The organism is Salinicola halimionae (genome assembly GCF_003206065.1).
Taxonomy (GTDB): domain Bacteria; phylum Pseudomonadota; class Gammaproteobacteria; order Pseudomonadales; family Halomonadaceae; genus Salinicola; species Salinicola halimionae.
This window is the reverse complement of record NZ_PZJQ01000004.1, coordinates 89,400-115,781: the sequence shown is the minus strand read 5'-3', so window position 1 is coordinate 115,781 and position 26,382 is coordinate 89,400. Positions and strand designations below refer to the sequence as shown.

26 protein-coding genes are annotated in these 26,382 nt (G+C 60.6%); 10 read left to right on the top strand and 16 right to left on the bottom strand.

Annotated features, from left to right (window positions below; all coding sequences use genetic code 11):
* Positions 1 to 111: 111 nt before the first annotated feature.
* Together DOM27_RS06485 and DOM27_RS06480 are read right to left on the bottom strand one after the other, a co-directional pair.
* Positions 112 to 1,086: a TAXI family TRAP transporter solute-binding subunit gene (locus DOM27_RS06485; RefSeq protein ID WP_110655256.1), complete on the bottom strand. Its 975-nt coding sequence runs from the start codon at positions 1,084 to 1,086 to the stop codon at positions 112 to 114.
* A gap of 349 nt (positions 1,087 to 1,435) precedes the next feature.
* Positions 1,436 to 1,969: a DUF192 domain-containing protein gene (locus tag DOM27_RS06480; RefSeq protein ID WP_245392621.1), complete on the bottom strand. Its 534-nt coding sequence runs from the start codon at positions 1,967 to 1,969 to the stop codon at positions 1,436 to 1,438.
* Positions 1,970 to 2,370: 401 nt separating this feature from the next.
* On the opposite strand from DOM27_RS06480, the gene DOM27_RS06475 reads away from it, so the two are divergent.
* The 7 genes from DOM27_RS06475 (at position 2,371) to DOM27_RS06445 (ending at position 9,367) form a co-directional block, all read left to right on the top strand.
* On the top strand, positions 2,371 to 3,237 hold the full coding sequence (locus DOM27_RS06475; RefSeq protein ID WP_110655254.1) for a DMT family transporter: 867 nt from the start codon (positions 2,371 to 2,373) through the stop codon (positions 3,235 to 3,237).
* The gene (locus DOM27_RS06470; RefSeq protein ID WP_223162300.1) at positions 3,237 to 3,695 is read left to right on the top strand and encodes a GNAT family N-acetyltransferase; all 459 of its coding nucleotides are present in this window, start codon (positions 3,237 to 3,239) and stop codon (positions 3,693 to 3,695) included. Before DOM27_RS06475 ends, DOM27_RS06470 begins: the two co-directional genes overlap by 1 nt.
* Before the next feature lie 83 nt (positions 3,696 to 3,778).
* The gene (locus tag DOM27_RS06465; RefSeq protein WP_110655253.1) at positions 3,779 to 4,273 is read left to right on the top strand and encodes a putative pterin-binding protein; all 495 of its coding nucleotides are present in this window, start codon (positions 3,779 to 3,781) and stop codon (positions 4,271 to 4,273) included.
* Positions 4,270 to 5,877 (top strand): GGDEF domain-containing protein, encoded by a 1,608-nt coding sequence (locus DOM27_RS06460; RefSeq protein ID WP_157956726.1) that lies wholly within the window; start codon positions 4,270 to 4,272, stop codon positions 5,875 to 5,877. Before DOM27_RS06465 ends, DOM27_RS06460 begins: the two co-directional genes overlap by 4 nt.
* A 219-nt stretch (positions 5,878 to 6,096) precedes the next feature.
* Positions 6,097 to 6,315, top strand: coding sequence for a DUF1656 domain-containing protein (locus DOM27_RS06455; protein WP_110655251.1), 219 nt, complete (start codon positions 6,097 to 6,099; stop codon positions 6,313 to 6,315).
* On the top strand, positions 6,315 to 7,298 hold the full coding sequence (locus tag DOM27_RS06450) for an efflux RND transporter periplasmic adaptor subunit (RefSeq protein WP_110655250.1): 984 nt from the start codon (positions 6,315 to 6,317) through the stop codon (positions 7,296 to 7,298). Before DOM27_RS06455 ends, DOM27_RS06450 begins: the two co-directional genes overlap by 1 nt.
* Before the next feature lie 5 nt (positions 7,299 to 7,303).
* Entirely contained in the window at positions 7,304 to 9,367 is a 2,064-nt protein-coding gene (locus DOM27_RS06445) for an FUSC family protein (RefSeq protein WP_110655249.1), read from the top strand.
* 19 nt (positions 9,368 to 9,386) lie between these two features.
* On the opposite strand, the gene DOM27_RS06440 is transcribed toward DOM27_RS06445, so the two are convergent.
* The 9 genes from DOM27_RS06440 to DOM27_RS18095 all read right to left on the bottom strand — a co-directional run bounded on the left by DOM27_RS06440 (position 9,387) and on the right by DOM27_RS18095 (position 16,798).
* The gene (locus DOM27_RS06440; RefSeq protein WP_110655248.1) at positions 9,387 to 10,421 is read right to left on the bottom strand and encodes a trans-3-hydroxy-L-proline dehydratase; all 1,035 of its coding nucleotides are present in this window, start codon (positions 10,419 to 10,421) and stop codon (positions 9,387 to 9,389) included.
* Positions 10,422 to 10,439: 18 nt separating this feature from the next.
* Complete coding sequence (locus tag DOM27_RS06435) at positions 10,440 to 11,225, bottom strand: ABC transporter ATP-binding protein (protein ID WP_110655247.1); 786 nt, start codon at positions 11,223 to 11,225, stop codon at positions 10,440 to 10,442.
* Positions 11,222 to 11,998, bottom strand: a complete 777-nt coding sequence (locus tag DOM27_RS06430; RefSeq protein ID WP_110655246.1) for an ABC transporter ATP-binding protein — start codon at positions 11,996 to 11,998, stop codon at positions 11,222 to 11,224. The genes DOM27_RS06435 and DOM27_RS06430 overlap by 4 nt, the downstream gene beginning before the upstream one ends.
* A 9-nt stretch (positions 11,999 to 12,007) precedes the next feature.
* On the bottom strand, positions 12,008 to 13,057 hold the full coding sequence (locus DOM27_RS06425; RefSeq protein ID WP_245392620.1) for a branched-chain amino acid ABC transporter permease: 1,050 nt from the start codon (positions 13,055 to 13,057) through the stop codon (positions 12,008 to 12,010).
* A gap of 1 nt (position 13,058) precedes the next feature.
* Entirely contained in the window at positions 13,059 to 13,973 is a 915-nt protein-coding gene (locus DOM27_RS06420) for a branched-chain amino acid ABC transporter permease (RefSeq protein ID WP_110655245.1), read from the bottom strand.
* Positions 13,974 to 14,098: 125 nt separating this feature from the next.
* Positions 14,099 to 15,223 (bottom strand): branched-chain amino acid ABC transporter substrate-binding protein, encoded by a 1,125-nt coding sequence (locus DOM27_RS06415; protein ID WP_110655244.1) that lies wholly within the window; start codon positions 15,221 to 15,223, stop codon positions 14,099 to 14,101.
* Positions 15,224 to 15,520: 297 nt separating this feature from the next.
* Positions 15,521 to 15,949 (bottom strand): hypothetical protein, encoded by a 429-nt coding sequence (locus DOM27_RS18105; RefSeq protein WP_245392619.1) that lies wholly within the window; start codon positions 15,947 to 15,949, stop codon positions 15,521 to 15,523.
* Between the two features lie 210 nt (positions 15,950 to 16,159).
* Entirely contained in the window at positions 16,160 to 16,594 is a 435-nt protein-coding gene (locus tag DOM27_RS18100; protein ID WP_245392618.1) for a hypothetical protein, read from the bottom strand.
* A gap of 27 nt (positions 16,595 to 16,621) precedes the next feature.
* Positions 16,622 to 16,798, bottom strand: a complete 177-nt coding sequence (locus DOM27_RS18095) for a hypothetical protein (protein ID WP_245392617.1) — start codon at positions 16,796 to 16,798, stop codon at positions 16,622 to 16,624.
* A 343-nt stretch (positions 16,799 to 17,141) separates the two neighbouring features.
* Here DOM27_RS18095 and DOM27_RS06405 point away from each other — a divergent pair, with 343 nt between their 5' ends.
* Complete coding sequence (locus DOM27_RS06405) at positions 17,142 to 19,736, top strand: membrane-bound PQQ-dependent dehydrogenase, glucose/quinate/shikimate family (RefSeq protein WP_223162299.1); 2,595 nt, start codon at positions 17,142 to 17,144, stop codon at positions 19,734 to 19,736.
* A 532-nt stretch (positions 19,737 to 20,268) separates the two neighbouring features.
* Here DOM27_RS06405 and rpoH read toward each other — a convergent pair.
* The 4 genes from rpoH to ftsY form a co-directional block, all read right to left on the bottom strand.
* Positions 20,269 to 21,135 (bottom strand): RNA polymerase sigma factor RpoH, encoded by an 867-nt coding sequence (rpoH, locus tag DOM27_RS06400; protein WP_110655243.1) that lies wholly within the window; start codon positions 21,133 to 21,135, stop codon positions 20,269 to 20,271.
* Between the two features lie 271 nt (positions 21,136 to 21,406).
* Positions 21,407 to 22,387, bottom strand: coding sequence for a permease-like cell division protein FtsX (ftsX, locus tag DOM27_RS06395; protein ID WP_110655242.1), 981 nt, complete (start codon positions 22,385 to 22,387; stop codon positions 21,407 to 21,409).
* Positions 22,384 to 23,052 (bottom strand): cell division ATP-binding protein FtsE, encoded by a 669-nt coding sequence (gene ftsE / locus DOM27_RS06390; RefSeq protein ID WP_110655241.1) that lies wholly within the window; start codon positions 23,050 to 23,052, stop codon positions 22,384 to 22,386. The genes ftsX and ftsE overlap by 4 nt, the downstream gene beginning before the upstream one ends.
* Positions 23,049 to 24,614 carry a signal recognition particle-docking protein FtsY gene (gene ftsY / locus DOM27_RS06385; protein WP_110655240.1) on the bottom strand — a complete coding sequence of 522 codons (1,566 nt, stop codon included), beginning with the start codon at positions 24,612 to 24,614 and terminating at the stop codon, positions 23,049 to 23,051. Before ftsY ends, ftsE begins: the two co-directional genes overlap by 4 nt.
* Before the next feature lie 130 nt (positions 24,615 to 24,744).
* Between ftsY and rsmD the strand changes: the two genes are divergently transcribed.
* Both rsmD and DOM27_RS06375 read left to right on the top strand, forming a co-directional pair.
* Positions 24,745 to 25,377 (top strand): 16S rRNA (guanine(966)-N(2))-methyltransferase RsmD, encoded by a 633-nt coding sequence (rsmD, locus tag DOM27_RS06380; protein WP_110655239.1) that lies wholly within the window; start codon positions 24,745 to 24,747, stop codon positions 25,375 to 25,377.
* Positions 25,378 to 25,488: 111 nt separating this feature from the next.
* Positions 25,489 to 25,698, top strand: coding sequence for a cell division protein ZapB (locus tag DOM27_RS06375; RefSeq protein WP_110655238.1), 210 nt, complete (start codon positions 25,489 to 25,491; stop codon positions 25,696 to 25,698).
* Positions 25,699 to 25,812: 114 nt separating this feature from the next.
* On the opposite strand, the gene DOM27_RS06370 is transcribed toward DOM27_RS06375, so the two are convergent.
* Positions 25,813 to 26,298 (bottom strand): GNAT family N-acetyltransferase, encoded by a 486-nt coding sequence (locus DOM27_RS06370; protein ID WP_245392616.1) that lies wholly within the window; start codon positions 26,296 to 26,298, stop codon positions 25,813 to 25,815.
* Positions 26,299 to 26,382: the final 84 nt, after the last annotated feature.

The window sequence follows — 26,382 nt, the reverse complement described above, 5'->3', positions numbered from 1 at the left end:
ATTCGATGCGACGCCAGGCGTCGCGGGGACTCGATCCAACGGCGCGGCGGTTGTCACCAACCACCGCGCCAGAGAGTCAACGCATTCTAGGCAGAATGCCGCTGTGAGCGATTACAGCCAGCCCTGCTCTTTATAGTAACGCTTGGCACCTTCATGCAGCGGTGCGGACAGCCCTTCACTGATCATGTCTTCCGGCGTCAGGTTGGCGAAGGCGGGGTGCAGGCGCTTGAAACGATCGAAATTGTCGAACACGGCCTTGACGGTCTGATAGACGATTTCATCGTCGACGTCGGCAGAGGTGACGAAGGTGGCGCGAACACCGAATGTTTCGACGTCGTCCGGGTTACCCTCGTACATGCCGCCGGGGATGGTAGCCATGCTGTAGTAGGGGAACTTGTCGACCAGCCCTTTGACCACATCGTCATTCAACGGTACCAGGTTGGACGCGACGGTCGTGGTCGCTTCCTGAATGGCACCGTTAGGGTGGCCCACGACATAAGCCATCGCATCGATGTTGTTGTCGGCCAGTGCAGAAGCCATCTCGGCCGCGCCCAGCTCGGAAGCCAGCGAGAACACGCTGGTGTCCCAACCCTCGGCATCCATCAGCACTTCCATGGTGGCACGCTGGCCCGAGCCCGGATTACCGATATTGACCCGCTTGCCCTTCAGATCCTGCACGGAGTGAATATTGGCGTCTTCACGTGCCAGAATAGTGAGCGGTTCGCCATGCAACGAGAACACCGAGCGCAGGTTCTCCATCGGCTGGTCGAACTGCGCCTCGCCGTTGTACGCATTGAACTGAACGTCCGACTGCGCGACGCCCATGTTCAGTTCACCGGACTTGATACCGTTGATGTTGGCCACGGAACCACCGGTCGACGGGGCATTACAGCGAATACCGCTCTCTTCGGCACTGCGGTTGACCATTCGGCAAACGGACTGGCCGACGACGTAGTAGACGCCGGTCTGACCGCCGGTACCAATGGTGATGTATTGCTGATCCTGCGCCATGGCCGGCGTCGAGACCGATGCGACGCCCATCAGGGCAGTAGAAAGTACGGCTGCGGTTAATGCGTGGCGTTTCATGCGCATACCTCGAATTTTCCCAATTATTGTGTTGATCGGCTGTCCGACCGCGAAGACAACAGGCTGACCGGCGTGCATCAGGGTGTGATTTACATCGCACCGTGCCCGTAGACTTATCCATTGCAACACAGGTGTCGCAAGATAGCTTAACCCGACGGCGCGCCATCATATAGCGTGTTCTGAACTGACAAAACCTCCGCCAGCGGCGTCGCATTCTCTCTACACCTGGAATGGCGCCATCGGTAGGCCTTTCATTACCGCTGCCCGGCCCCGGTTCATCAATACGGCTCTCTTTTCCGACGGCCAAGAAGACGTTATCGGCATGTCTCATGCGTGAAACGAATGCCTTTCAGGGCGCCTCCAGCCAGGGCGCGAGCTCGATGCGGTCGCCCACGGCGATGTCGTGGGCGGCAAAATAACCGGCATTCGTCTCCAGCGCCGCCCGGAACGGCGCGCCCGCCGGATATACCGGGCATTCCCGGGAGGACGTCGAGCGGCAAGGCGACATCGTTCTGAGCGAGCGAATGACGCCCTGGCTATCGATGAAGGCGATATCCAGCGGAATCCGTGTCTTGTACATCCAGTACGCGTTGCTTCCCGACTGTTCGCTATCGTAGACAAACAGCATGCCCGCCTCGGCAGGTAGCGCGTCGCGCTCCATCAGCCCCCGGGCACGTTGCGCTGCCGTCCGTGCGATTTCGACATGAAGCTCATGCTGTTGCTGGCCGTCGTCGAGAATCAGCGCCTGACGTACCGGTATTTCTGCCCAAGCTGACATCGTCAGCAATATCGACAGCAGCAACGTGCCTTGGATCACCGCTTTCGCCAACGTGTTCATCGTCGCCTGCCAACTGTTCGGATCGTCAAGTCTGGTTCTCTTCATCGGTTTCACGCGGGCGTTGGACGTTCTGCGCCATCGCCACCTGCCGCCAGACGGATTCATTATGTCCGTGCCGTTGATCGATATGGAAAAGCAGAAACAGCTGGGCAAAGAGAAAACAGGCGCAGAAGAGGATCCCTTTGAGCATGTCCTGGGCTCTCGAATGACAACGGTTTTGAGGTCGGCAAGGTTATGGCGATGTTTTGACGCATGGTAGCGCATTCGTTGCCAGAAGGAATGCCGAGATAGCGTGCCATCGCTATCGCTTCTCGCTCTGCCTTGGGGCGACGATCCGTAACGCCAACTCAAAATAATCTTGCTCTCGTCCGAGGCGCTGAGACAATGGGCTATTGGTGACATTCGGCGACGCCCTGAACGACGCTTTCCCACAACGAGTATCTCGCGTGCCCTTAAAGGATTTACTGATCGGCCTCGGCATCATTGCCATCTGGGCCTTCAATATCATCGTGATCAAAGTCGGGATCGAAGACCTGCCGCCACTGCTGGTGACGGTCCTTCGTTTCATGCTGGTCGCGGTTCTGGTGGTGCCGTTTACGCGGATTTCACGCCGGCAGCTTCCCTGGATTCTGCTGTTGGCCGTCACCTTCGGCGGGCTGCACTTCCCGCTGCTGTTTCTGGGGCTTCAGCAATCGGAAGCCGGTACCGGTGCCCTTCTGGTGCAGATGGGAACGCCGTTCGCGACCCTGCTGGCAGCGATATTTCTCAAGGAAAAACTTGGCTCGCGCCGGATCGTCGGCTTGATCCTCGCTTTTGGCGGGGTCGTCGTGCTGGCCGGCGGCCCGTCGTTGCCGCCACCGGCCTCCACCGCCCTATTGCTCGCCAGCGCCTTTTTCTGGGCCGTGTCGACCATGATCATCAAGCTTGCGCCCCCCATTCCGCCGCTGACGATGACCGGCTGGATATCGATGTTCGCGATTCCGTTGGTCTCGCTGGGCAGCTGGCTATTCGAGGATGATCAGTGGCAGGCAATTCACCAGGCTGGCTGGGCCGGCTGGGGTGCCGTGATCTACACCGCCCTGATGTCATCGATCGCGGCCTACGGGCTATGGTATCGACTGCTCCAGAAGCATCCCGTCAGCCGGGTGGTGCCACTGACTTTGCTGATGCCGGTCTTCGCCGTCATCCTCGGCGTCTGGCTGCTCGGCGACCCGCTGGGCTTCAACAAGGTTGCGGGTGGCGTCATGGTCATTGCCGGGCTGGCCGTCATCAATATTCGCTTCCGCCGTCAACGCAAGCCGAGTCCTGTCTAATGAGTCTCCAAAAGATACCCGATATTCTGCCGATGACCCCCGGCGATCATGCGGATTTCGCCGCGATGATGCGGCGCACGCCGGGTGTAGTCCTCAGAACCGCCGATGGCTACGCCGCCACGCAGCGCTATCTTGAGCGAAACCCGGGGTTGAGCTTCGTGGCACGCCCAGCCGATGGCGAAGGTATCGTGGGCTGTGCCATGGCCGGCCATGATGGCCGGCGCGGCTATCTACAACACGTCATGGTCGATCCGGACTACCGCCACCTGGGTCTCGCGCGGACCATGGTCGATCATTGCCTGGTGGCGTTGCTGGAAGCGGGTATCGAGAAGGTGCATCTCGATACACTGGCGACTAATCACGACGCTCATCGTTTCTGGCAGCATCTGGGGTGGGACGATCGCCGCAACGAGATCGTCAAGTTTTCACGCGTGCTGGTGGAAGATTCTAACGCCTGACACTCGACGCTGGACTCGATAATGCGGATGTCCAGAAAACCGCCGTTTCGCCGATAACATGAAAAAGCCAGGGAATAGACATCATGTTGCGACAACTCATCGTTGGGTTAGTGATCGCGCTGTCTCCTTTATCGGCATTGGCCGATGAACCGCCCTATCCCGAGGATATGGCGCTGCTCAGGATCGTTGATCCCCATGGGCAAGTATTGGCGATATTGACGTTATCGGATCTCGAGGGGTTACCCAAGCGCGAGATCGCGGGCTCGATCCCCGACACCGCGGATCCTGAAGCTCGCTGGTCGGGGGTCTCGATGAAAGTGTTGCTGGAAAGCCGAGCGATCGTGCTACCCGACAGAATGCGCGCCGTGGGCCTCGACGACTATAGCGATGTCATTCCCCGTTCGGATCTGGAGCAATATGATCCCGTGGTCGCCTACCGCCGCAATGGCCGCTATCTCTCGGTCGACGGCTATGGGCCGCTGGTGGTCATGTACCCCTACTCCGAGTACCCCGAGCTCCATGAGCGCACATACTACAGCCGAACCGTATGGCAACTGAGCGAGCTCCAGCTACAGTGACCGAGCAGGAAACGAACGAGGGCGGCACGAGTCGGCGCTGGCCGATCATTTTGCTGATCGCACTCGCCACCGCGATGATCGTCTCCGCGCTTGCCGGCCTCAAGTTGATCTCCGACAAAGGCGATGACTACGCCTCGCCCGGGCTGCATACCGAGGTGTGGCAAGGCTATCAGTTACGCTCGGAGATTCAGCGCCTACTCGCCACCGCCAGTGCCGTCGAGGAAGGACAGGAAGGCGCTACCGCACTGATGATGCGCCTGGGTGTCATGCGTAATACGCTCGACCCCTTCCGCCACACCCGCGTCTTCGACTATTTGCCGGTCCCCAGGCCGGAGGCAAGAGCCACGATCGAGCGCCTCGACTCACTTAGCGCGAACTGGATGCAGAAATTGGATTGGCGGGATGACGCAGGCGCCAGGCGCGTCGCTTCGGACATGCTGACCGTCTTGCCAAGGCAATTGCGCCCAGCACACGACCTGATCGTGATCTCCAACATCGCGGTCGCGGCACAGCTCGACAGCGAGCGGCAATCACTGCAGCTGACGTTCCACTGGTTGACCGGCACATTGATATTGATGGCCTGCGGCTGCCTCATCCTGGCCTTGCGCATCCTGAGCTCGCAACGTCGTTCTCGACGCCTTGCCAGAGAGCTCCAGATGCTCAACAACTCTCTCGAACGACGCGTTCAAAGTCGCACAGTGCTGCTCCATGAACGTGAAGCCTTGCTGCGGACGATTCTCGATTCGACACCGAGCGACGTCACTCTACTCAGTGCCGATCAGCGCCGGGTGTTCTACGTGAGCGACAACCTGCTGGCCCAGACAGGCACCCGACGCGCCGAAGACTTCCATCTCGAGACCCTGTTCGAGAACCAGGACGATTACCGGCTTATCACCGAACGACTGAAGCGCGGGGAAACGCTTCACCAGGTAGAAGCGCGACTTTGCCCGACCTCACCTTATTGGGCCCTGCTGACCGCGAGGCCGTTACGTATCCACGCACAATCCGCATGGCTGATCTGGTGTCTCGACATCACGCATCGCAAAGCGATGGAGCACAAGCTCCAACAATTGGCCGCTACCGACGCCTTGACGGGCCTCTATAATCGACGGGCGTTACTGCGCGCCGCCGTCAAGCAGCTGCGACGAGACCGAAGAGCATCCTTGAGCGTGCTGCTGATTGACATCGACCATTTCAAGCAGATCAACGACGAGTATGGTCATCCGGTGGGCGACCAGGCGCTGCGAGCCTTGGCCCAGCAACTCGGCGGCCTGATACGGGACGACGCCCTGCTGGGTCGTATCGGCGGAGAGGAGTTCGCCGTCGTGCTGCCGGGTAGGTCATGCGAGGCCGCGGGTCTCGTTGCCGAACGACTACGCGCCGCCATCGCCGATACACCGCTGAGAGTGAACGATGCCGTGACGCTGTCGATGACCTTGAGTATCGGCCTGAGTCAGCGCCACGAGGGGGACAGCCTCAAGAGCCTGATGACGCGAGCGGACCGCGCGCTCTATCAGGCCAAGGCGGAGGGCCGCAATCGCTGCTGTCAGATAGCCTTTGAAGCGCCGCCCGAACTCGTGGCCCCGGCTGTCGATGAGGCTTGAGATGCTGGCGGCGGTCCGAACGGGAATGCCACTCGGCTGGATCTGCCCCAAAACGGCCAGCTCTCAGGACGGCAGGAAGCGCCCGGATGGTGCGCCGATATTCCGGTTTCCAGCTAGACTAGGCTGCACTCTTTTGAAGTGACAGGCATCTGACAATAAAATAAATAGCGTGCTAACATTGACCGCTTATCGAATCACCTCACTGCCAACAGGATACGTATGGGTCTACAGGAAATCGCCGTTGGCGGAATCTTTTTCAGCCCACTGCTGCTTTATGCGATTTTCGGGTTCATCGCCACTATCGTCGTGCGTTCGCTGTTGCACTGGATGATCGGTCAGCGCGCGCTGTGGTATGAAGCCTGGTTCGACGTCTCGCTGTTCGTGCTATTCACTGCCGGCATCACCTTTCTGTTTTCCGTCCTGTTCGAGAGTACTTGATGCGCAATTCGCTACGTATCCTCCTGACCCTCGTCGTCGTCGCGATCGCCGTCGCCGCCGGCTTCTGGCTGTGGAACTACTACCTCTTCACCCCCTGGACACGGGACGCACGCGTGCGCGCGGAGGTCGTCACCATTGCGCCGGACGTGTCGGGATGGGTCCGCACCTTGAACGTCCACGATACCGATCTCGTCGCCAAGGGCGATACGCTGTTCGAGATTGACGACGCCCGCTATCAGGCGGCTCTGGAACAGGCACAGGCGACGGTGGAGAACCGTGAAGCCACCTTGCAGCTGCGCCAGACCGAAGCCAAGCGCCGCAGCCAGTTGAGCACCCGGTCGATCAGTGCCGAGGATCGGCAGATCGCACAGATCAACAGCCGTGTCGCCGCGGCCAATCTCAAACAGGCCCAGGCCGATCTGGCCAGCGCCAAGCTCGACCTGGAGCGCACTCAGGTCGTGGCGCCAGTCAGCGGTCATGTGCTCAATTTGCAGCTCGCCGCCGGCAACTACGTGACTCGCGGCACCTCGGTAATGGCGCTGGTGCAGTCGAACTCCTATTACGTCATGGGCTACTTCGAAGAGACCAAGATGCCGTCGATCCGGATCGGCGATCCGGCCGCGGTCACCCTGATGAATGGCGACACGCATCTGCGCGGCCATGTCGCCGGTATCGGCCGGGGCATCGCGGACGCCAACACCAGTCTCAACAATCAGTTGCTGCCGCAGGTCCAGCCCACGTTCAACTGGGTGCGGCTGGCGCAGCGGATCCCGGTACGGATCACTCTGGACGAAGTCCCGAAAGAAACACTGCTCAGCGCCGGCATGACAGCAACGGTAAGAATCGAAACAGCGGACGGAGATCACTCCGACGGCCGAGCGGCGAGGCCCGTGAGCACGACCAAACCTGAAAATGCCCCTGGCGATCGACGACCGACCGAGCAGGCCCAGCAGCCTGCCGATGCCACCGACGCCGCGCGGTGAGTCACATGCCACCGCTCGTCAAGACCTACCTGATGCCCGACGCGACGGCCGTCAAGTTTGCCATCAAGACCACCTTGGCGATGATGATCGCGCTCTATCTGGCACTGTGGTTCAACCTCGACCGTCCTTACTGGGCATTGATCTCGGCCGCCTTCCTGCAGATCCGGCCGATGAGTGGAATGGTCATCGAGAAGGGCATCTGCCAGATCAGCGGCACACTCATTGGGGCGACGGCGGGCATCATTATCATGGCGCTATTCGCCCAGGCGCGAGTGCCGGCGCTGATCACGCTGACACTCTGGATCATGTTGTGTACCTATGTCGGCTCGCTATGGCGCAACAACTACACCTACGGCTGCTTGATGGCCGCGGTCACCGCCATGCTGATCGTGGTGATTTCCAACGGCAGCACGCCGGGTGGGATCTTCGACATCGCGGTGGCACGCCTGTCGGAACTGGGTCTCGGCGCCATCTGCGCCACCCTGGTCAGCTCGCTGCTGTGGCCTTCTCGGGTCGGCAAGCACCTTTCCGACCAGGCCGACATGGTCATCAACGAAGCATTCGAGAATGCCGCGCTGCGCCTCGAAGCCAGCGACGATATTCCCGCCATGCAAAAGGCGCTGAGAGGCAGCCTCGTCCCGTTGACGATGCTGGAGACGGATAGCCAGGCGGCGCGCTTCGAGGGGCCGGAAGGGCCGGGCCGTATCCGCGCGACTCACGTCCTGACTCGACGCACACTGCGTTTTCTGGCCAATCTTCAGGCGTTGCATCAGATGCTGCATGATCATGCCGATAAACTGGATCCTCGCAGCATCGACATTGCGCGTCAGGTCGCCCAGGGCTTTCGCGAGGCGGAGCACGTCAAGGGGGTTCCCAAGGCGCGCCAGGAACTTCAAGACCTTCGCCACCTCGTGCACGAGAGCGACGAAGACGGCATGGCACCGCTGGACCGGCGTGCGCGCCTGGGGCTACGCGAATCGATCGGCCACGCCATGGTGATGCTGGATGCCCGTGAAGCAATTGCCTCACCCGGCACCCACAAGCTACGCTCGGCCTCCCTGGCCTGGCACCGCGATCACCTTGCCGCGGGTATCAATGCGCTTCGCTCGGGGCTCGTCTTCGGTACATTGGCCACCTTCTGGATTCTCACCGCCTGGAGCAGCGCCATGGTCGCTATGCTGCTGGGCACGCTTTTCTCGTCATTCTTTGCCAGCCGCGACAACCCGGTCGCGATCACCATGATGTTCTACAAGGGCATGCTCGCGGCCATCCCCAGCGCCTTCCTCTTCGGCCACGTGCTGCTGTCTCAAGCCCATGGTTTCCCGATGCTGGCGATGCTGTTCGGCACGCCGCTGTTCCTGGGCTTGATGGGGGCCACCAATCCGGCAACGATGGGTTATTGTCTGGCCTTCACGATCTTCAACATCCTGTTGACCATGCCCGGCAACAACATGGACTTCTCATTCGACAGCTTCGCCAACCGCGCGGTCGCCGTGATCATTGGCTTGACCTGCGTGGCGATGGGCTTCCGGCTACTGCCGGGGCTGGGCACGCGGTTACGCCGACGCCGTTTGATCAACGCCATTTCGAGAGACATTCATCACTTGCGGCGACGTTCGATACGCGATGCCGAAACCCGATTCAGCGGCCATATGGCGGATCGCATACTGCAGCTGGCCCAGCACGACGACATGCTGCCGGAGGATCAGCGCCATCTATTCATTCTTGGCCTGACGGGGCTGGACTTGGGTACGGCGACGCTACGTTTGCGCGATCGTCTCGACGATGCCCCACACCCGCTCATTCGACGTGCCCATCGCCAGTTGCTGCGCGCGCTGGCCAGCGGCTTCGAGGAGAGCGCTAACGGCCGTCAGCCGCAGGGGATTCGCGAGGCGGGCCAGCGCCTGGACGAGGCGATAGCTGCCCACGGCGACGTGCCCGCCGATCGCCGCGTACTGCTGGAAGGGTTGGTGGAGCGACTCGAGCTGGCACTGGAGCGTTTGGGTCGCATCATGGCTGAGCGCCCACAGATCAGGCCTGGCCGTCATTCCGACCCCGTGACCTCCTGATCGATCACCGACACGGCCTTCAGCGGCCGATGCGCGGCCAGGTATCGGCGAGACGGTAACCGGTCGGCCACGGATCATGCGGATCCAGAGTGTGCTGATGGGTGCCGGTGATAAACGCCCGTCCACGGATCAACGGCGTCACCGCCTCCTTGTCGCCAACGCGAGACATACCGTCTAGTCGACAGACAAAGCGCGAGTCGATGATCGATTCGCCGATGAAGGTCTCGTTCAAGCCGAGCCTGCCCTGAGCATGCAGCAGTGCCATGCGCGCCGAACACCCGGTGCCGGTAGGCGAACGATCGAGCTTGCCGGGCTGAATTGCCACCGTATTGCGCCCCAGCCAGGCATCGCCCTCCCGCGTCAGCGGGGCGGCGATCTGGCAGAACGAGACGTGCTGCCACTCTGGGTTGGCGGGATGATGGAAGCCAAACTGCTCGTTGACCGCGTTGGTGATGCGAATGCCGGCTTCGACCAGCTCTCGCGCCTCGTCTGGCACCAGTCGAAAGCCAAGGTCCTCGGCATCGACGATCACGAAGCTGTCGCCGCCGAATGCGGTGTCGACGCGCAGCGTCCCGAGTCCAGCCACTTCGAGCTGCAGGTTTCGCCGGTCGACGAAAGCCGGCAGGTTACGCACGGTGACATCCAGCACCCGACCATTCTCGCAACGCGCTACGATCTCGATCACCCCGCCCGGCGCTTCCAGCACCAGCTGCGTTTCCGGCTCCTGCATCGGCAGAATGCCGGTTTCAAGCAGCACGGTTGCGACACACAGGCTATTGGAACCGGACATCGGTGGCGTGTCTTCCGGCTCCATGATGATCCAGCCCATCTGCGCCCGCGGATCCTTGGGCGGTACCAGCAGATTCACGTGCCGGAAGACGCCGCCACGAGGCTCGTTGAGCATGAAATGACGCAGCGTCTGGTCGCGCGCGATCCAGCGCGACTGCTCCCATAGCGTGTCGCCAGGCGGCGGCGCCACGCCACCGACGATGACGTCCCCGACCTCGCCCTCGGCATGGCAGCTGACGCTATGAATTACACGACTGGTCTGCATTCGATTCTCCCAAGCCTGCTATTCGCCAACGCCCAGGTAAGCCTTCACGATCGACTCGTCTTCACGCAGCTCGGCGGCCGCGCCCTGCATCCGGATCTCGCCGTTCTCGATCACGTAGGCGTAATGCGCCAGCCGCAGCGCCAGCCGCGCATTCTGCTCGACCAGCAGAATGGTGGTACCGGCCTCGTTGAGCCGCTTGATGATGCGCATGATGTCGGTCACCAGCTTGGGGGCCAGCCCCATCGAGGGCTCATCGAGCAGCATAACGCTAGGACCATGCATCAGTGCGCGCCCCATCGCCAGCATCTGCTGCTGTCCGCCGGAGAGCAGCGAACCATCCTGGTGCCGACGCTCGTGCAGGATCGGAAACAGCTCATAGACCTCGTCGAGCCGTTGGCGACGCAGCGCACTGTCCTTGACCGTGAACGAACCGAGTTCCAGGTTCTCCTTGACCGTCAGACCACGCAGGATGCGTCGACCTTCCGGCACGTGAACCACGCCGCGGCGGGCGATCTCGTGGGCCGCCAGCTTGGCGATCGATTCGCCTTCGAGCTGAACGTCGCCTCGATGCGCCCTCACCAATCCGGAAATGGTCTTGAGCGTGGTCGACTTGCCGGCACCGTTGCTGCCCAGCAGGGTTACGATCTCGCCCTCGTGAACATCCAGCGTCACGCCTCGCAGGGCCTGGATCTTACCGTAGAAGGCTTCGACGTCGCGGATGCTCAGACGCACGTTGCCAAGCCGCTCGGTGGTGGCCGATACCTCGGGTCGCGCTGCCTCGTGTGGTGTAGTGGTGTCCGTCACAGTGCAAGCTCCTCGTCGTCCTGCCCGAGATAGGCCTCGATCACCTTGGGATCGTTCTGCACCGTCTGCGGATCACCCTCGGTAATCAGGCTGCCGTGATCGAGCACGCTGATACGCTCGGAGACATTCATCACCAGGCTCATGTCGTGTTCGATCAACAGCACGGCCACGCCGCGTTCATCTCGGATACGTCGGATCAGTTCAATCAATGCCTGCTTCTCGTGACTATTGAGTCCCGCCGCGGGTTCATCGAGCAGCAACAGCTTGGGCTCCGTCGCCAGCGCTCGAGCGATCTCGACGCGGCGTTGATGACCATAGGCCAGATTGGTTGCCAGCCGGTCCTGATGACCCAGCAGGTCGACGAAATCGAGACACTCGAGACTGGTCTCCAAAATCCGGCGCTCTTCGGCGCGCTGACTCGGCAGACGCAGTATCGCCGCCAGCGCACCGGCTCGCGTCCGGCAGTGCTGGCCTGCCATGACGTTCTCGAGCACCGACATCTCGCGGAAGAGGCGCACGTTCTGGAACGTGCGAGCAATGCCCAACCGGGTCACGGCGTGGGGCTTGCGCTTGACGATGCGCTCGCCGTCCAGAGTGATATCGCCCTGTTGAGGGCGGTAGAATCCGGTGATCACGTTGAACATCGACGTCTTGCCGGCACCGTTGGGGCCGATCAGGCTATGAATACGCCCCGCGTCGACGCCGAAGTTGACGTCATGCAGTACGGTGTTGCCGGCGAAGCTCAGCGACACCTGTTTCAGTTGCAGCAGCATCGCGTCCCCCTAGGACCGTTTTTCGGGCCAGATACCGCTCGGCCGGAACAGCATGATCAACAGCAACAGCACAGCGAATATCAGCAGTCGCAAGGTGCCGAAGTCGCGCAGCAATTCAGGGCCGAGGACGACGATGAAAGCGCCCAGAATGACACCCGGTATCTTGCCCATGCCCCCTAGTACGACGGCCAACAGAATCAGCACGGACTGCTGGAAACTGAAGCTCTCCGGCGAGATGGCTCCCAGATTCACCGAGAAGAAGATGCCGCCGATGGCGCCGAAGATGGCGCCAATGACATACGCGGTCAGTTTGGTCGCAACGCGGTTGATCCCCATCGCTTCGGCGGCATCCTCGTCGTGACGCACGTACAGCCAAGCTCGCCCCAGGCGGGAGTCGAACAGCCGCTGACTGGCGATGTAAGCGAGCACGGCAAGCACCACGAAGACATAGTAGAAGTCGATCGAACTATCGATGTGCCAGCCGAACAGTGACGGCTCCGGAATGTGCGACAACCCACTGGCACCGCCGGTGATCTCCAGGTTGCGCGCCGTGAATCGCACGATTTCGCCGAAGCCGAGGGTCACGATCGCCAGATAGTCGCTGCGAAGCCGAAGCGTGGGACCGCCGATGATCACGCCAGCGAGTGCTGCGGCCATCAGAGAAAACGGAATCGCCGCCCAGAAATTCACGCCGAACTGCTGGGTCAGAATGCTGACGGTGTAGGCACCGACGGCAAAAAAGGCAGCGTATCCGAGATCGAGCAGACCTGCATAGCCGACCACGATGTTCAAACCCAAACACAGTACGACGTAGAGCAGCGCATTGGTCAGGATGACCGTGGTGTATTGACTGGAGATCCATGGTGTGACGATCAGAATGGCCAGAATGGCCACATGTAGCGCGCGCCTTCGCCCCGGCGATTCGAACGCCGCGTAGAGACGTTGAAAGAGATTGCGCGGCCCAGGCTCGTGAACATCGGTTTCGTGAGAGTCGTGCTTGTGGAGTTCAGGCTCGTCGACATGGGAAACAGGTGTCGGTTTGGGTTCGGATTTGGCCATATCACATTCTCTCCACTTCGGATTTCCCGAGTAACCCGGTGGGCTTGAACACCAGCACCAGGATCAGGATCGAGAAGGTGAAAACATCCTTCCACTCGCTGCCGATGAAAGGAATGTGCGTACCGAAGGACTCCAGCAACCCCAGGATCAGACCACCCAGCATCGCGCCGGTGATGCTGCCGATCCCGCCGATCACCGCGGCGGTAAAGGCTTTAAGCCCGATCAGAAAACCCATGAAGTACCAGATGCTGCCGTAGTACGCGCCTGCCATGGTGCCGGCGGCGGCCGCCAGCCCCGAACCGATGAAGAACGTTACCGCAATCACCGCGGAGACGTTGATCCCCATCATCCGGCACATGTCCTTGTCGATAGACACCGCCCGCATGGCACGCCCGTACAGTGTCTTGGAGACGAAAAGCTCGAGCGCGATCATCAATATCGCAGCGGTCGCGACCAGCACGATCTGGTTGTAGGAGAGATACAGGTTGCCCAGGTTGAAGCCATCGAATCCGAGATCGGTACGAAACGCGGTGTACTGACCGCCGGTCATTGCCAGCGCTGCGTTCTGCAGTACCAGCGAGACCGCCAGTGCAGTAATCAGGATCGATAGCCTCGGCGCACCGAGCATGGGATGGTAGGCCACGCGCTCGATCACCACGCCGAGACAGCCGACGGCAAGCATCGCCAGCAGCATGGCGATGAAGATGCCGAGCCAGCCGGTGCCGACGAATCCGGAGATCAGGGAAAGTCCACCGAAGCCCGCAAAGGCACCGGTCATGTAAAGATCGCCGTGGGCGAAGTTGAGCAGTTTGATGACCCCGAACACCATGGTGTAACCGAGCGCCACCAAGGCATAGAAGGATCCCAGCACCAGCCCGTCGACGAGCTGCTGCAGAAAAGAGTCGTACCAGGTCATGGGCATGCGTCTCTGGACAGCGAAAATCGAAAGGAGTGTGCCGGAAGCGCCGGGAGCAACATCGTGCCCGCAGCGCTTGTCGACACCATCGGCTCAAGCGGTAGCTCGAGCCACAGCGCTACCCGTCATTTTTTCTCGTAACGGGTCCACTTGCCGCCCTGCCCTTCGAGCACCACGAAGTTGCTGCGCGCCAGCGTATGCTGGGATGTGAAGGAGATCGGGCCAGCCAGCCATTCCTGACCATCGGCACTGTTCAATGCTTTGACGATGGCATCGGCGTCCGTCGAACCGGCCTTGTCGATAGCCCAGGCCATCAGCTGTAGCCCGTCATAGGCGAGCGGCGCATACGGCCCCGGCGCATTGTCGAACTTGGACTGATAGTCGCTGACGAACTGCTTGGCAGCCGGCAGGAAATCGGCGGTCGGGTTGGAGAACGCATACACGCCCTCGGCAGCCTGGCCGGCAATGTTGAACAGTTCCGGCGAGTTGGAGCCATCACCCACCGCAATGGTGCCCTGGAAGCCTCGTTGACGGAGCTGGCGAATCAACAAACCGCCATCGGCGTAGTAGGCCGTCCAGAAAACCGCTTCGGCGCCGGATCCGCGGATCTTGTTGACCAGGGCCGAGAAGTCCTGCTCGCCCTTGTTGATGTACTCGAATGCGGAGACGGTATGGCCTGCACCTGTCCAGGCATCGCGGGTCAGGTTGGCCAGATCCTGAGAGTAGGCGTCCCCCTGATTGACGATGGCCAGTTTTTCGATGCCCTTGCCCTCGAAGAAATCGAGTGCCGTCTTGGCCTGATCGTCGCCTGTGGAGTTGATCATCACCGCGTTGCCCGGATTGGCCGGGATCAGCTGCGTCGAGTTGGCGGCCACGATCACGAACGGGATATTGGCATCACCGTAGGTCTTAAGCGTGGGCTGGGTGGCGCCGGAGCAATATCCACCGACGACACCGACGACTTCCCGCGAGGCCAGACGGCTAGCGGCATTGACCGATTGCTGCGGATCGCAGGCCGTATCGCCGGTCACCAGTTCGATCTGTCGACCGCCCAGCAACCCACCGTTGGCGTTGATCTCGTCGGCTGCCAGGGACATGGCATTGAACATATCCTTGCCGTAGGTCGCTTCGGAGCCGGTCGTCGGCACCTGAACACCCAGTGTGATAGGGCCATCCTGGGCCATGGCGAGAGAACCGGCGGCGAGATTGATGACGGCCGCGGAGGCGATCAATTTGAGGAATTTACCCATACAGCAACACTCCCTTCAGCGCTTATTGTTTGTTCAGACTTGTTTGTTCGTACTGCAAAGGGGTCGGGCATTACACCCTTCCGTGCTTGGACCGCGTCGGCCGCGGCGTGGCTTCATCCTGCCATGGAAAGTTACATTCTGACACTGTGTCTTTCGTAGACACTAGGCTTTTCGTATAAAATATACAAGAAGCCCAAAGCCACATGCCGACGACTCAAAAGTCCACGCCTGCGACGCCCCGCGAGAAAACGCCCGGCAGATTTGCCGGGCGTTGGTTTCATGCGATCTGGCCGAGATTCAGCAAGTCAGGCCGAAGCGGGACTGAACACTGGTATGCCATCCATCATCGACGGGGGAACCGACGTAGTTCAGGCCATTTTTGTTGATGACGACATCGAACCAGGCGTAATAACGGCCTGCGGTCAATTTGATGCCAATGTCGTTGAGCATCGGATCGTCCATATTGCCATAGCTGCTGTTGATGGCGGAGAAGGCCCCGTCGGGGTCGATATAGCTGAAATCGTTGAAGAAGTAGACGTTTTCAACCGGCCCCCAGTCGACATCCATGCTATAAGCCAGACTCGCCGAATACATCTCGCCCTCGGCCGGAATCAGATAGTTGAAGCCGAACGCACCGATCTGAATGACGTTGTCGGAAATGCCGGAAACCGATTCGGCAGGATTCTCTGCATTGAACTCGTAGGTCGTGGCCTGCAGTTGCGTCATCCAGTTGCCGTAGCTGCCGTCCATCCCCAACGCTATGGCCCAGCTGTCTCCGCTCTTGTGGGTATTGTTGTTATAGAGCTGACCGCCCTTGGCAGAGAGATTGACCTGGGTGGTGTAATTGCTGCCCTGGTTGAAGGTGTAAGCCAGACGCCCGGCCAGCTGATTTTCTTCGCTGTTGCCCTGCTCGCCGCTACCGATAGCATTGGCATCTTAATGCTCATTGCCGTCACCTAACTGGTCACTCTTGAAGAATGCCAGGCTGGCATCCCAGGCGCCCCGGGTATGATCCCACTTGATGCCGGCATTCTGGTTATCGTTGAAGCCCGCCAGATATGGGAGGCTGCCGTACCAGCCCAGATAGCCGTAATCCATATTGCCGAACGGCGTCTGGACCAGACCGAGTTTGATGTTGTCATTGTCGCCGAACTGATAGCCGGCCCAAGCATGGTGCAGGAAGCAGTAACCGTCGTAGAGACGGTACTGGAAAAAATAGGAGAGCGGGCCTTCGCCACCATCCATACCGAGAATGAACTTGCCGAAATCGAGATATCCAGCCGTATCCTGGCTAGTCTCGTCCCAATCATTGAAGGTGTAACCCAGCTCCACCGTGCCGCTGAACTGAGGGTCCCCTACATCATCCAACATGGACCGGCGCGTCTGCGTCGCTTTCGCCTACTGGCTCTCCCGCTGTTCGGCCAGTTGTTGCTGTAACTGCTGAACCTGTTGCTGTAGTGCATCGAGCCGACGCTGAATAGCATCGTTATCCTGTGGAGTCTGCGCCAGCGCCACAGGCACGCAAACCATCACCCCTGCGGCAAGGCCGAGGGATTTAATCATCTGAGAAGCCAAGTTGTCCTTCCTCTAGTACAGTTTTTAGTACGATTTCAAGGACGGTTCTAAATAAGGGTTAAATTCCAGGATTTTCCGAAAAAGTCGCTGAAAACGCTTGCCAGCTATTTCACACTTCCCGTAACAAAACAGTTACTCACCTTAAACATCTGTCCGACAAAAGGGGTGGCATCAACGACTATCAAAAAAGACAGACTTACCGGGAGTTTCGGGCCTGAAATCATCGCTACCCTGCGATACCATGACTATCCTTACCCCATGTGACGGCATGTCGCATTGAGTATCTGGCACATCGGAGCATGTGCCCGAATAACCATTAGAGTTTGATTCAAGGGAGAATTCCGTGGCCACTTCGACTTCTTCCGGCAGCGCTGGCGCAGTAATCGCCAAGCTCGTCGGAATCATCGTTGCACTTGTCGGTCTGGCACTAGGAGCCGGTGGCGCTTACTTAGCGACACTTGGTGGTTCCTGGTATTACCTGATCGCCGGGATATTGATGCTGATTGCCGGCATACAGCTGTTTCGCGGCCGAATGTCTGGTGCCGGTATTTATGGAATCGTCTTCATCGGCACGTTCCTTTGGGCGGCCTGGGAATCGGGACTGAATTACTGGCGTTGGATTCCTCGCCTGGATGTCGTCCTGATTCTCGCCATTCTGGTCGCACTCGTCACTCCCGCGCTCAAGAACGGGCCATCACGCAAGGCCGGATTTTCACTGGCGGGCGTTCTGTTTCTAGGTCTGATCGTAGCCGGGGCGCTGGCATTCATTCCCGGCCGCGGTTACGAGCATCCTGGCGACGTTCCGGCACTCGCCAAAGAGTCGCTGTCCACCGATGTCGGAAGCGCACAACCGGCTGATGTCCCCGCGGACGAGGACTGGGCCGCCTATGGCCGGGATTCGGCAGCCACGCGATATTCGCCTGCCGATCAAATTACGCCGGACAACGTTGGCGATCTCGAAGTTGCCTGGCAGTACCGTACTGGCGACATTCTCGATCATCGCTGGGGCGCAGAAACCACGCCGCTGAAAATCGGCGATGACGTTTTCCTGTGTACGTCGCGCAATATTCTGATTTCGTTGAATGCCGCGACGGGTGAAGAGAACTGGCGCTACGATCCGCAGGTTTCCGAAGACGCCATTCCCTACACCGCTGCGTGCCGCGGCGTTACGTATTACAAGACGCCGGAAGATTCATCGTCGAGCGCCGATCAGTCGACGGACCGAAACGGTTCCACGACAGCCGGCGGTGACCAGAACGGCGACAGCCCGCAGACCGCCGGCAATGAACAAGGTGGTAGTCAGAACGGTGACGATAACCCGGCGCCGACAGCCGCAGCCGGCCAGGACGCGGTCGCGTCGAACGACGATCAATCCTGCCAGGCGCGCATCATCTCTGGCACGCTGGATGGCCGCCTGATCGAAGTCGACGCCGCCACCGGTGAACCCTGCACAGGTTTCGGCGACAACGGTCAGGTCGACATCAAGCGCAACATGGGCGAGACCCCGGATGGCTACGTCTCCATCAACTCTGCACCGGTCGTGGTACGCAACGTGCTCATCACCGGCCACCAGGTGCTGGATGGCCAGCGTCGCTATCCGCCCTCCGGCGTGATCAAAGGCTATGATGTCGAAACCGGCGAGTTACTATGGGCCTGGGATGCGGGCCGTCCCGACCAGAGTGAACCGTTGACGGGCGATGATACCTACGTACGTGGCTCTCCCAACATGTGGACCACCGCCGTGGGCGACAGCAAGCTCGGCATGATCTATCTGCCGATGGCCAACAGCGCCGGCGATTACTGGAGCAGCTCGCGCACACCGGAAGAGAACGAGTGGGCCGCCTCGATAGTGGCGATTGACGTCGAGACCGGCCTGCCGAAGTGGCACTTCCAGACCTCGCATAAGGATGTCTGGGATTATGATCCCGGTTCGCAGCCGACGCTGATCAACTTCCCCACCGATAACGGCAAGGTTCCGGCACTGATCATGCCGACCAAACAGGGCGAGATCTACGTCTTCAACCGCGAGACCGGCGAGTTGCTGGGTGGCGGTGCCGAGGAACGACCGGTCCCCCAAGGCGGTGCCGAACCGGATCAGCGCAGCGAGACTCAGCCGTTTTCGCTCTATGCCACGCTGCGTCAGCCGGATATCACCGAAAAAGACATGTGGGGCATGACGCCGTTCGATCAATTGTTCTGCCGCATCCAGTATCATCAGGCGAGCTGGAAAGGCATGTACACGCCGCCGACTACTGAACAGCCGTGGGTCCAGTACACCGGCTACAACGGGGGTTCCGACTGGGGCAGCGTGGCTATCGATCCTCATCGGGGCGTGATCGTCGCCAATTACAACGACATGCCTAACTACAACGAGCTGGTGCCGCGTGACGTCGCCAACAAGCTCGGCTGGGTGCCGCGCGAGGAGCAGAAAGAAGACGGCGGCGGTGCCGAAGGCGCCGGTGATCCTCAGGCCAATACGCCGTATGCGATCAACGTCAACGCTGGCTGGCGCGTGCCGTATACCGGCATGCTCTGCAAGCAGCCGCCGTACGGGCACATTCGCGCCATCGATCTGGCGAGTGGCGATACTCTGTGGGACCGCCCGCTGGGCACGGCTCGCGCCAACGGCCCGTGGGGCATTCGGTCGGGTCTGCCGATCGATATCGGTACGCCCAACAACGGTGGCTCCGCAGTGACTGCAGGCGGCCTGATCTTCATCGCTGCGGCGACCGACGATCTCATTCGCGCTATCGACATCGAAAGCGGTGAAACCGTGTGGCAGGCCCCACTACCGGCGGGCGGACAGGCCAACCCGATGGTCTATGAAGCGGACGGACGTCAGTATCTGGTCATCGTGGCGACCGGGCACCACTTCATGGAAACTCCCACTGGTGACTATGTGATCGCCTACGCATTGCCGAAGGACGACGAAAAATAATCGTCAGCGTAATGGATGGAGCCCCATCCAGAAAAAACTGCCTGATGGGGCGTGTAGCTGAAAAGTGTTGTTGATGCGATCGAGCGGCGGTGTCACTGACACCGCCGCTTTTTTGCGCTCGACATAATTCGGTTATCTTCTCCATCTACCGCAAACTGCCGTGACCCGATACGCCGGTAGAGCGGTACCGTTCAAGGAGCGATGCAGAGAGAAGAAATGCGCAGAGAGGAGAACGGTGCAGCGCAGAGGAGATGAGAGGAAGAGCATGACAAACCGACGGCACCGGTGAAACTAGCGAGAATCGTGAGTTCTGCCAGTCACGGACAAACCACGTCATGACGCGTGTCGATCTGATGACAACAGGTAGACACGAAAAAGCCCGAGCCCCCGTCAATGACAGAACTCAGGCTTTGGATAACGCTAACGGCAAGTTCTCACCGGGGAACCGGGGAAGAGCTCATTGAGCGGCGTATAGACGTCTATCGACTTCACCCGCCAAGCCGCGCGTCAAATGCCGCGGAACACCGACTGATTAGGCAGCAATCGTGTCGCCAAGCTGCTGCTTGATCTTCTTCATGGCATTCTTTTCGAGCTGACGAATTCGTTCTGCGGAAACACCATAGACGTCAGCCAGCTCATGCAATGTGGACTTGTGGTCGGAGAGCCAGCGGCGCTGCAGAATATCCCGCGAGCGATCGTCCAGTTCACCCAGGGCGTCGCGCAGCCGACGAGTGTAGTCGGCTTCCCAATCGTCCGCTTCGAGCTTGGCCGCAGGGTCGAAACTATGATCCTGGAGATACTGCGCCGGTGCTTGATAACTCTGATCTTCCTCTTCGCCGGGGCTGGCATCGAAACCCGCATCATAGGATGACAAGCGGCCTTCCATTTCCCGCACGACCTTCGGCTTGACGTCGAGATCCTTGGCAATCGCGTCGACTTCGTCGTTGTTCAACCAGGCGAGACGCTTCTTGGCGCTACGCAGGTTGAAGAACAGCTTGCGCTGGGCCTTGGTGGTCGCGATCTTGACGATGCGCCAGTTACGCAGCACGTACTCATGGATCTCCGCTTTGATCCAGTGAACTGCGAACGACACCAGACGCACGCCCTGATAGGGATCGAAGCGCTTGACCGCCTTCATCAGCCCGACGTTGCCTTCCTGGATCAGATCGGCCTGCGGCAACCCGTAGCCGGAGTAGCTACGCGCGATATGAACGACGAAACGCAAGTGCGACATGATCAGACGACGAGCCGACTCGAGGTCGTCTTCTTCGTATAGACACACGCCCAGATCGTGTTCTTCGTCAGCCGTCAGTACGGGAATGCCGTTGACCGCTTGAATGTAGCCGTTGAGATCGTGACCCGGGGAAAGGTTCCCAATGGATTGAAGACTGGTGCTCATCTGCGTTGTCTCCATGCTGGGCGGCGTGTCGAAGCGAAGAGCCGATTGACTCGATCCACTCGGATACACGTCGCAACAGGTTGTTCTGCCTGCCTACGAGGATACCTTATGAGACCCTCGACTTAGACAAAAGTTCAATGTTCTCGTCGGCCTCGATGGTACTGAAACTGGGCTTGGCCGAGTGTTGACCGATGATGGTACGGATAACGCTGAATGACTTTCTTACCGTATCTCGGCGCCGTTGACCAGCACACCGAGCCCTTCACGAACGCTAGCGCGGTTTGATGTCCGCCAGATGACGGCCCACTGCAAGCCACGCGCCCAGCCAGCCGAGTATTGTACTAAAAAGCAGCAGAAAAGCCGAATTCCCGATGCCCAGCGAGGGCAACGCAAAGTGAGCGCCGTAGCTTTCCGCCAGCGCCGCGACCGGGGAAGCCAGCCAGTTGCCGCCGAGCGCCAGGATGATCAATGACAGCGCCCCGCCTCCCAGGCCGTACCAGGCGCCGCTATAGAGGAACGGTCGGCGAACGAAGGCGTGGGTCGCCCCGATCAGCGTGACGACCTCGATTTCCTGGCGCCGGCTCTCTACCGCCAACCGAATGGTATTGCCGACCACCAGTAGCACGCCCAGGCCGAACAGCAGCGCCAGCGCCAGGGCCACGCGCTGGCCGAGTGCCGCCAACTGTTGCAGACGATCGAGCCAGGCCAGATCCAGACGCACTTCGTCGACCCCGTCGAACGCCTGCAGCCGTTGACTCAACGCCTGAACTGCAGCGGGCGCCGTCACGTCGGGAGTGACCACGACACTCGCCGGCAGGGGATTGGTCTCGAGCTGCGCAAGCGCATCGTCCACGCCCAGCGTCTGCTGGAAATCCGCCAGCCCTTCGGCGGCAGTCACCAGCCGCGTGCCGGCCACACCGGGCTGCTCGCCGACTTCGGCGGCCAGATCCATGGCGCGAGACTCCCCCACATCGGCGGCGAAATAGACCGTCAACGTGGCGCTCTCGTCGAGTTCGGCGTCCAGCAGTCGCGCGCTGTCCAGTGCCAACCACAATCCCGCCGGCAGGATCAGCGCGATGGCGATCGCCAACATCGTCAACAGCGTCGCTATCGGCCGTTTGACCAGTCGCAATGCGCTGTCGCTCATCATCGCCCGATGATGCCGCAGCCAGGCGCGCCCGCCGCCGGAAGCGCGACGCTGGGGCTTTTGCGCGCCGCGAGGTCGCGCCCCCGAAGGTTGGCGCTCGCTCATGCCACCTCCCCGTCGCCGACCAGTCGGCCATCTCGCAGCTTCAGCACGCGATGTCGCAGCCGCGCGATCAAGGCCAGGTCATGGCTCGCTACCAGGACCGTGGTACCGATACGGTTGAAATCCTCGAATAGCCGCATGATGTCGGCTGACAGTTGCGGATCGAGATTGCCGGTCGGCTCATCGGCGAGCAGCAATGCCGGCTTGTTCACCACCGCACGAGCGATCCCCACCCGCTGCTGCTCGCCGGTGGATAGTTCGATCGGTAGTGCCCGCTCGCGATGCAGCAGCCCGACCTTGTCGAGGGCAGCGCGCACGCGGCGCGCAGCATCGGCCGGATCGACTCCCTGAATCGTCAGCGGTAGCGCCACATTGGCAAAGATATCGCGATCGAGCAGTAGCTGGTGGTCCTGAAAGACCACCCCGATCTGGCGTCGATAGTAGGGAACCTGACTGATGTGCAGGCGATCGAGGTCGTGACCGGCAACCAGCACTCGACCCCGCGAGGGCCGCTCTAGACGCATGACCAACCGCAGCAGAGAGCTCTTTCCGGCACCAGAGTGGCCGGTCAAGAAGAGCATTTCGCCACGCTCGACGCGGAAATTGATATCGGCGAGCGCTTCGAAACGCCCACCGTAGCGCTTGCCGACATGCTCGAAAGCAATCATGAATCCGCGTCGCCATCCTGGCCGGCGTCTCGATCGAAGAGCGCCTTGACGAAGGTCTGGGCATCGAACGGTCGCAGATCCTCGAGCGACTCACCGACGCCGATGAAACGGATGGGGATGCCCGTTTTCTTGGCCAGGGCAAAGATGATGCCACCCTTGGCGGTGCCATCGAGCTTGGTCAAGGTGATACCGGTGACCGGAATCGCTTCGTCGAAGGTGGTCGCCTGAGAAATCGCGTTCTGGCCGGTGCCCGCATCGAGTACCAACATTACTTCGTGCGGTGCCGTGGCGTCGAGCTTGGCCATCACCCGCTGCACCTTCTTGAGCTCTTCCATCAGATGGCTCTTGTTGTGCAGGCGGCCGGCAGTGTCGGCGATCAATACGTCGACCTTACGCGCCTTGGCCGCGGCGACGGCGTCGTAGATCACCGAGGCGCTGTCGGCGCCGGTATGCTGGGCGATCACAGGCACGCGGTTGCGCTCTCCCCAGACCTTGAGCTGCTCGACGGCAGCGGCTCGGAAGGTATCGCCGGCCGCCAGCATCACGCTGCGCCCTTCGTTCTGGAAACGCTGGGTCAACTTGCCGATGGTCGTGGTCTTGCCGACACCATTGACGCCGACCATCAGGATCACGAACGGGCCTTCGCCCTTCGGCGGCAGCTGCAGCGGCTGGGTGACCGGTTCGAGCAGCGCCGCCAGTTCTTCCTGCAGCGCGCGGTAGAGCGCGTCGGCGTCGGCGAGCTCCTTGCGCGAGACACGCCCGGTCAGGCGCTCGATGATTTCGCTGGTCGCCTCAATGCCCACATCCGCCAGCAGCAGCTGCGTCTCGAGATCCTCCATCAGATCGTCGTCGATCTGCTTCTTGCCCAGCAGCAGATCGGCGACGCCATCGGTCAGGTTGGCACGTGTACGCCCCAGGCCGGCCCGCACGCGCGAAAGCCAGCCGCCCTTGGGTTTCTCCTTCGGCGCGGGCGCCGATGAATTCGCCCCGGGTGCAGGGGCAGAGGGTTCGGCCAACGAAGAAGATGCCGTAGGCGTCACGTCAGTTGCCAGATCCGTCGCGCGCGTTCCCGTCGCCGGCGTCTCCTCTAGCGCCGACTGCGGCGACTCCTGCGGCAATGGCTCACTTAGCGCTTGCTTGGCAGCCGTCTCCTCAAGTGCAGAAGGCGCATAATCCACGCTTGCCGAACGTCCGGGATCCTCGGCCTGCACCCCCGGTTCGGCATCAGGCGTAACGGTCTCGACCGTCGGATTGGCAGGCTCTTTTTTTTGATCAACGGAATCTCTGGCCTGAACAACCGGATCTTCGGCTTGAACCACAGATTTATCGTCTCGAACCAGAGGGTTCTCAGTCGAGGGAGATCCACTCTCGGCATTCGCGCTTTTCGCGCCATCGCCTTGCGAGCCCTCTCCCGTGGAGCCGTCAACTTCGACACTCTCGCCGTCGGAAACGCCTTCCTCCGCGTTTCCTTCTACCGCCGCTGCTTCGGCTTCTTCCGCCTCGCGCCGACGAGCTTCCTCTTCCTGCTGCTGTTTCTTGCGACTCTTGAATAGTCCGAACATGGATGGCTTCACTGCTGAAAAAGCCGCGCTGGCGCCGCTGAATCAGCGTCGATCATCACGACTTCGGAGAATATCGATATCGAGGCTTCATCCTATCACCGCGAGGGTTGCGGGGGTACAATTGCGCGCCATGAATCGACGTCGCCCACGCAAGGCTTTCAACGGTATCCGTTCCGGCCACAACGACCATGCGTCGTCACATCGGGGGCGCGGTCAGCTGCGTCTGATCGGTGGCGAATTCCGGCGCCGCAAGCTGGCGATTCCGGAGAGCCCCGGCTTGCGTCCAACCCCCGACCGCGTGCGCGAAACCCTGTTCAACTGGCTGGCGTTCGATGTCGCGGGCAAGCAGACTCTGGATCTCTATGCGGGCACCGGTGCGCTGGGCCTGGAGGCGCTTTCACGGGGCGCGACACAGGCGATCTTCATCGAATCCAGCGCCATCGTGGCCGACGCCCTGGAGGCGAATATCGAGCTGTTGGGAGCCAACGGTCGAGTTCATCGAAGCGATGTACAGCAATTTCTCGTCGGCAGGCCCGCCGAGTTCGACCTGGTCTTTCTCGACCCGCCCTTCCGACTGGGGCTTGCGGCTCAAACCTGTGGGCGCCTCGAAGCCGATGGCTGGCTGGCAGCCCGAGCGATGATCTACGTCGAGACGGAACACGAGCTGGATTGGCAGCCTCCGGATCTCTGGCAGCTCCATCGGGAAATCGTCGCCGGAGACAGCCATGGGCGGCTGTTCCGACGCACCCCGACCGCGGATTGACGTCGCCAGTTCGAGACGCTTGTCGTCGGCCTCGGCGCCACGTAGGCTGGCGCCCACTAGGTCAACAGTTGTTTTCCATTAGACAGTCATGAGCTTTCAAGGAGCGTACCAATGAACGGGGAAATCTTCGCCAAACTGGAGCAGAAGATTCAGGATGCCGTCGACAGCATCGAGATGCTGAAGATGGAAAACGAAGAGCTCAAGGCGGAAAACGCGCGCTTCCAGCAGGAGCGCGACGAGTGGGAACAGCGCCTCGGCGGTCTGCTCGACAAGCTGCAGTCGCTGGATACTCAGACGAGCAGCAACGACAGCGACAGCTGAATCGGCCCAAGGGGTGGCCGATTCCGAGCCACCCTGTCGACTTCTCTGCCCTCTCCCTCGGCCAGGTTCGAAACACGCCACCTTTTCCTTCCCTTGGCGGTATCCGTCCTCGACTCAATTAAGCTCCCGCGACATCAGCAGCGCATCCTCGCCGCGCCCATCTTCTCGCCGATAATAACCCTGACGTTGACCGTCAATGACGAACCCGGCTTGCTCGTAGAGTCTCCGGGCCGCCAGATTGGATTCTCGAAGCTCGAGCAACAACCTCTCCGCGCCGCGCGCACTCGCGCCCCGTAAAATCCAGGCGAGCAGCCCTCTCGCCAAGCCGTGACGTCGCTCGTCCGGCAGTACGCAGATCGACTGCAGCTCGGCGTCGAAAGGCAGGTGGGCAAGAACGGCCGTCGCCCGCAGTCTGGCGCCGTCGGTCGACCAGACCCCCCAGACATCGTAATTCCTGTCGATCAGCGCCGCCTGCAACAATGGCTCAGACCAGGCATCGTCGTTGGCCAGTCGCTCGAACGTCATCAGAGCCGGCAGATCGACTACCCCGAGCCGAGCTGGAGCCAGATCGTACGGGAAAGCGTCGGTAAGAGATGTCACGTCGCGTTGTCCGGGAAGTATTGGAAAGGGTCAGCGTCGGGAAAGATCAAAATCGGCAGGCGCCGGAATCGACAGCCAACAGGG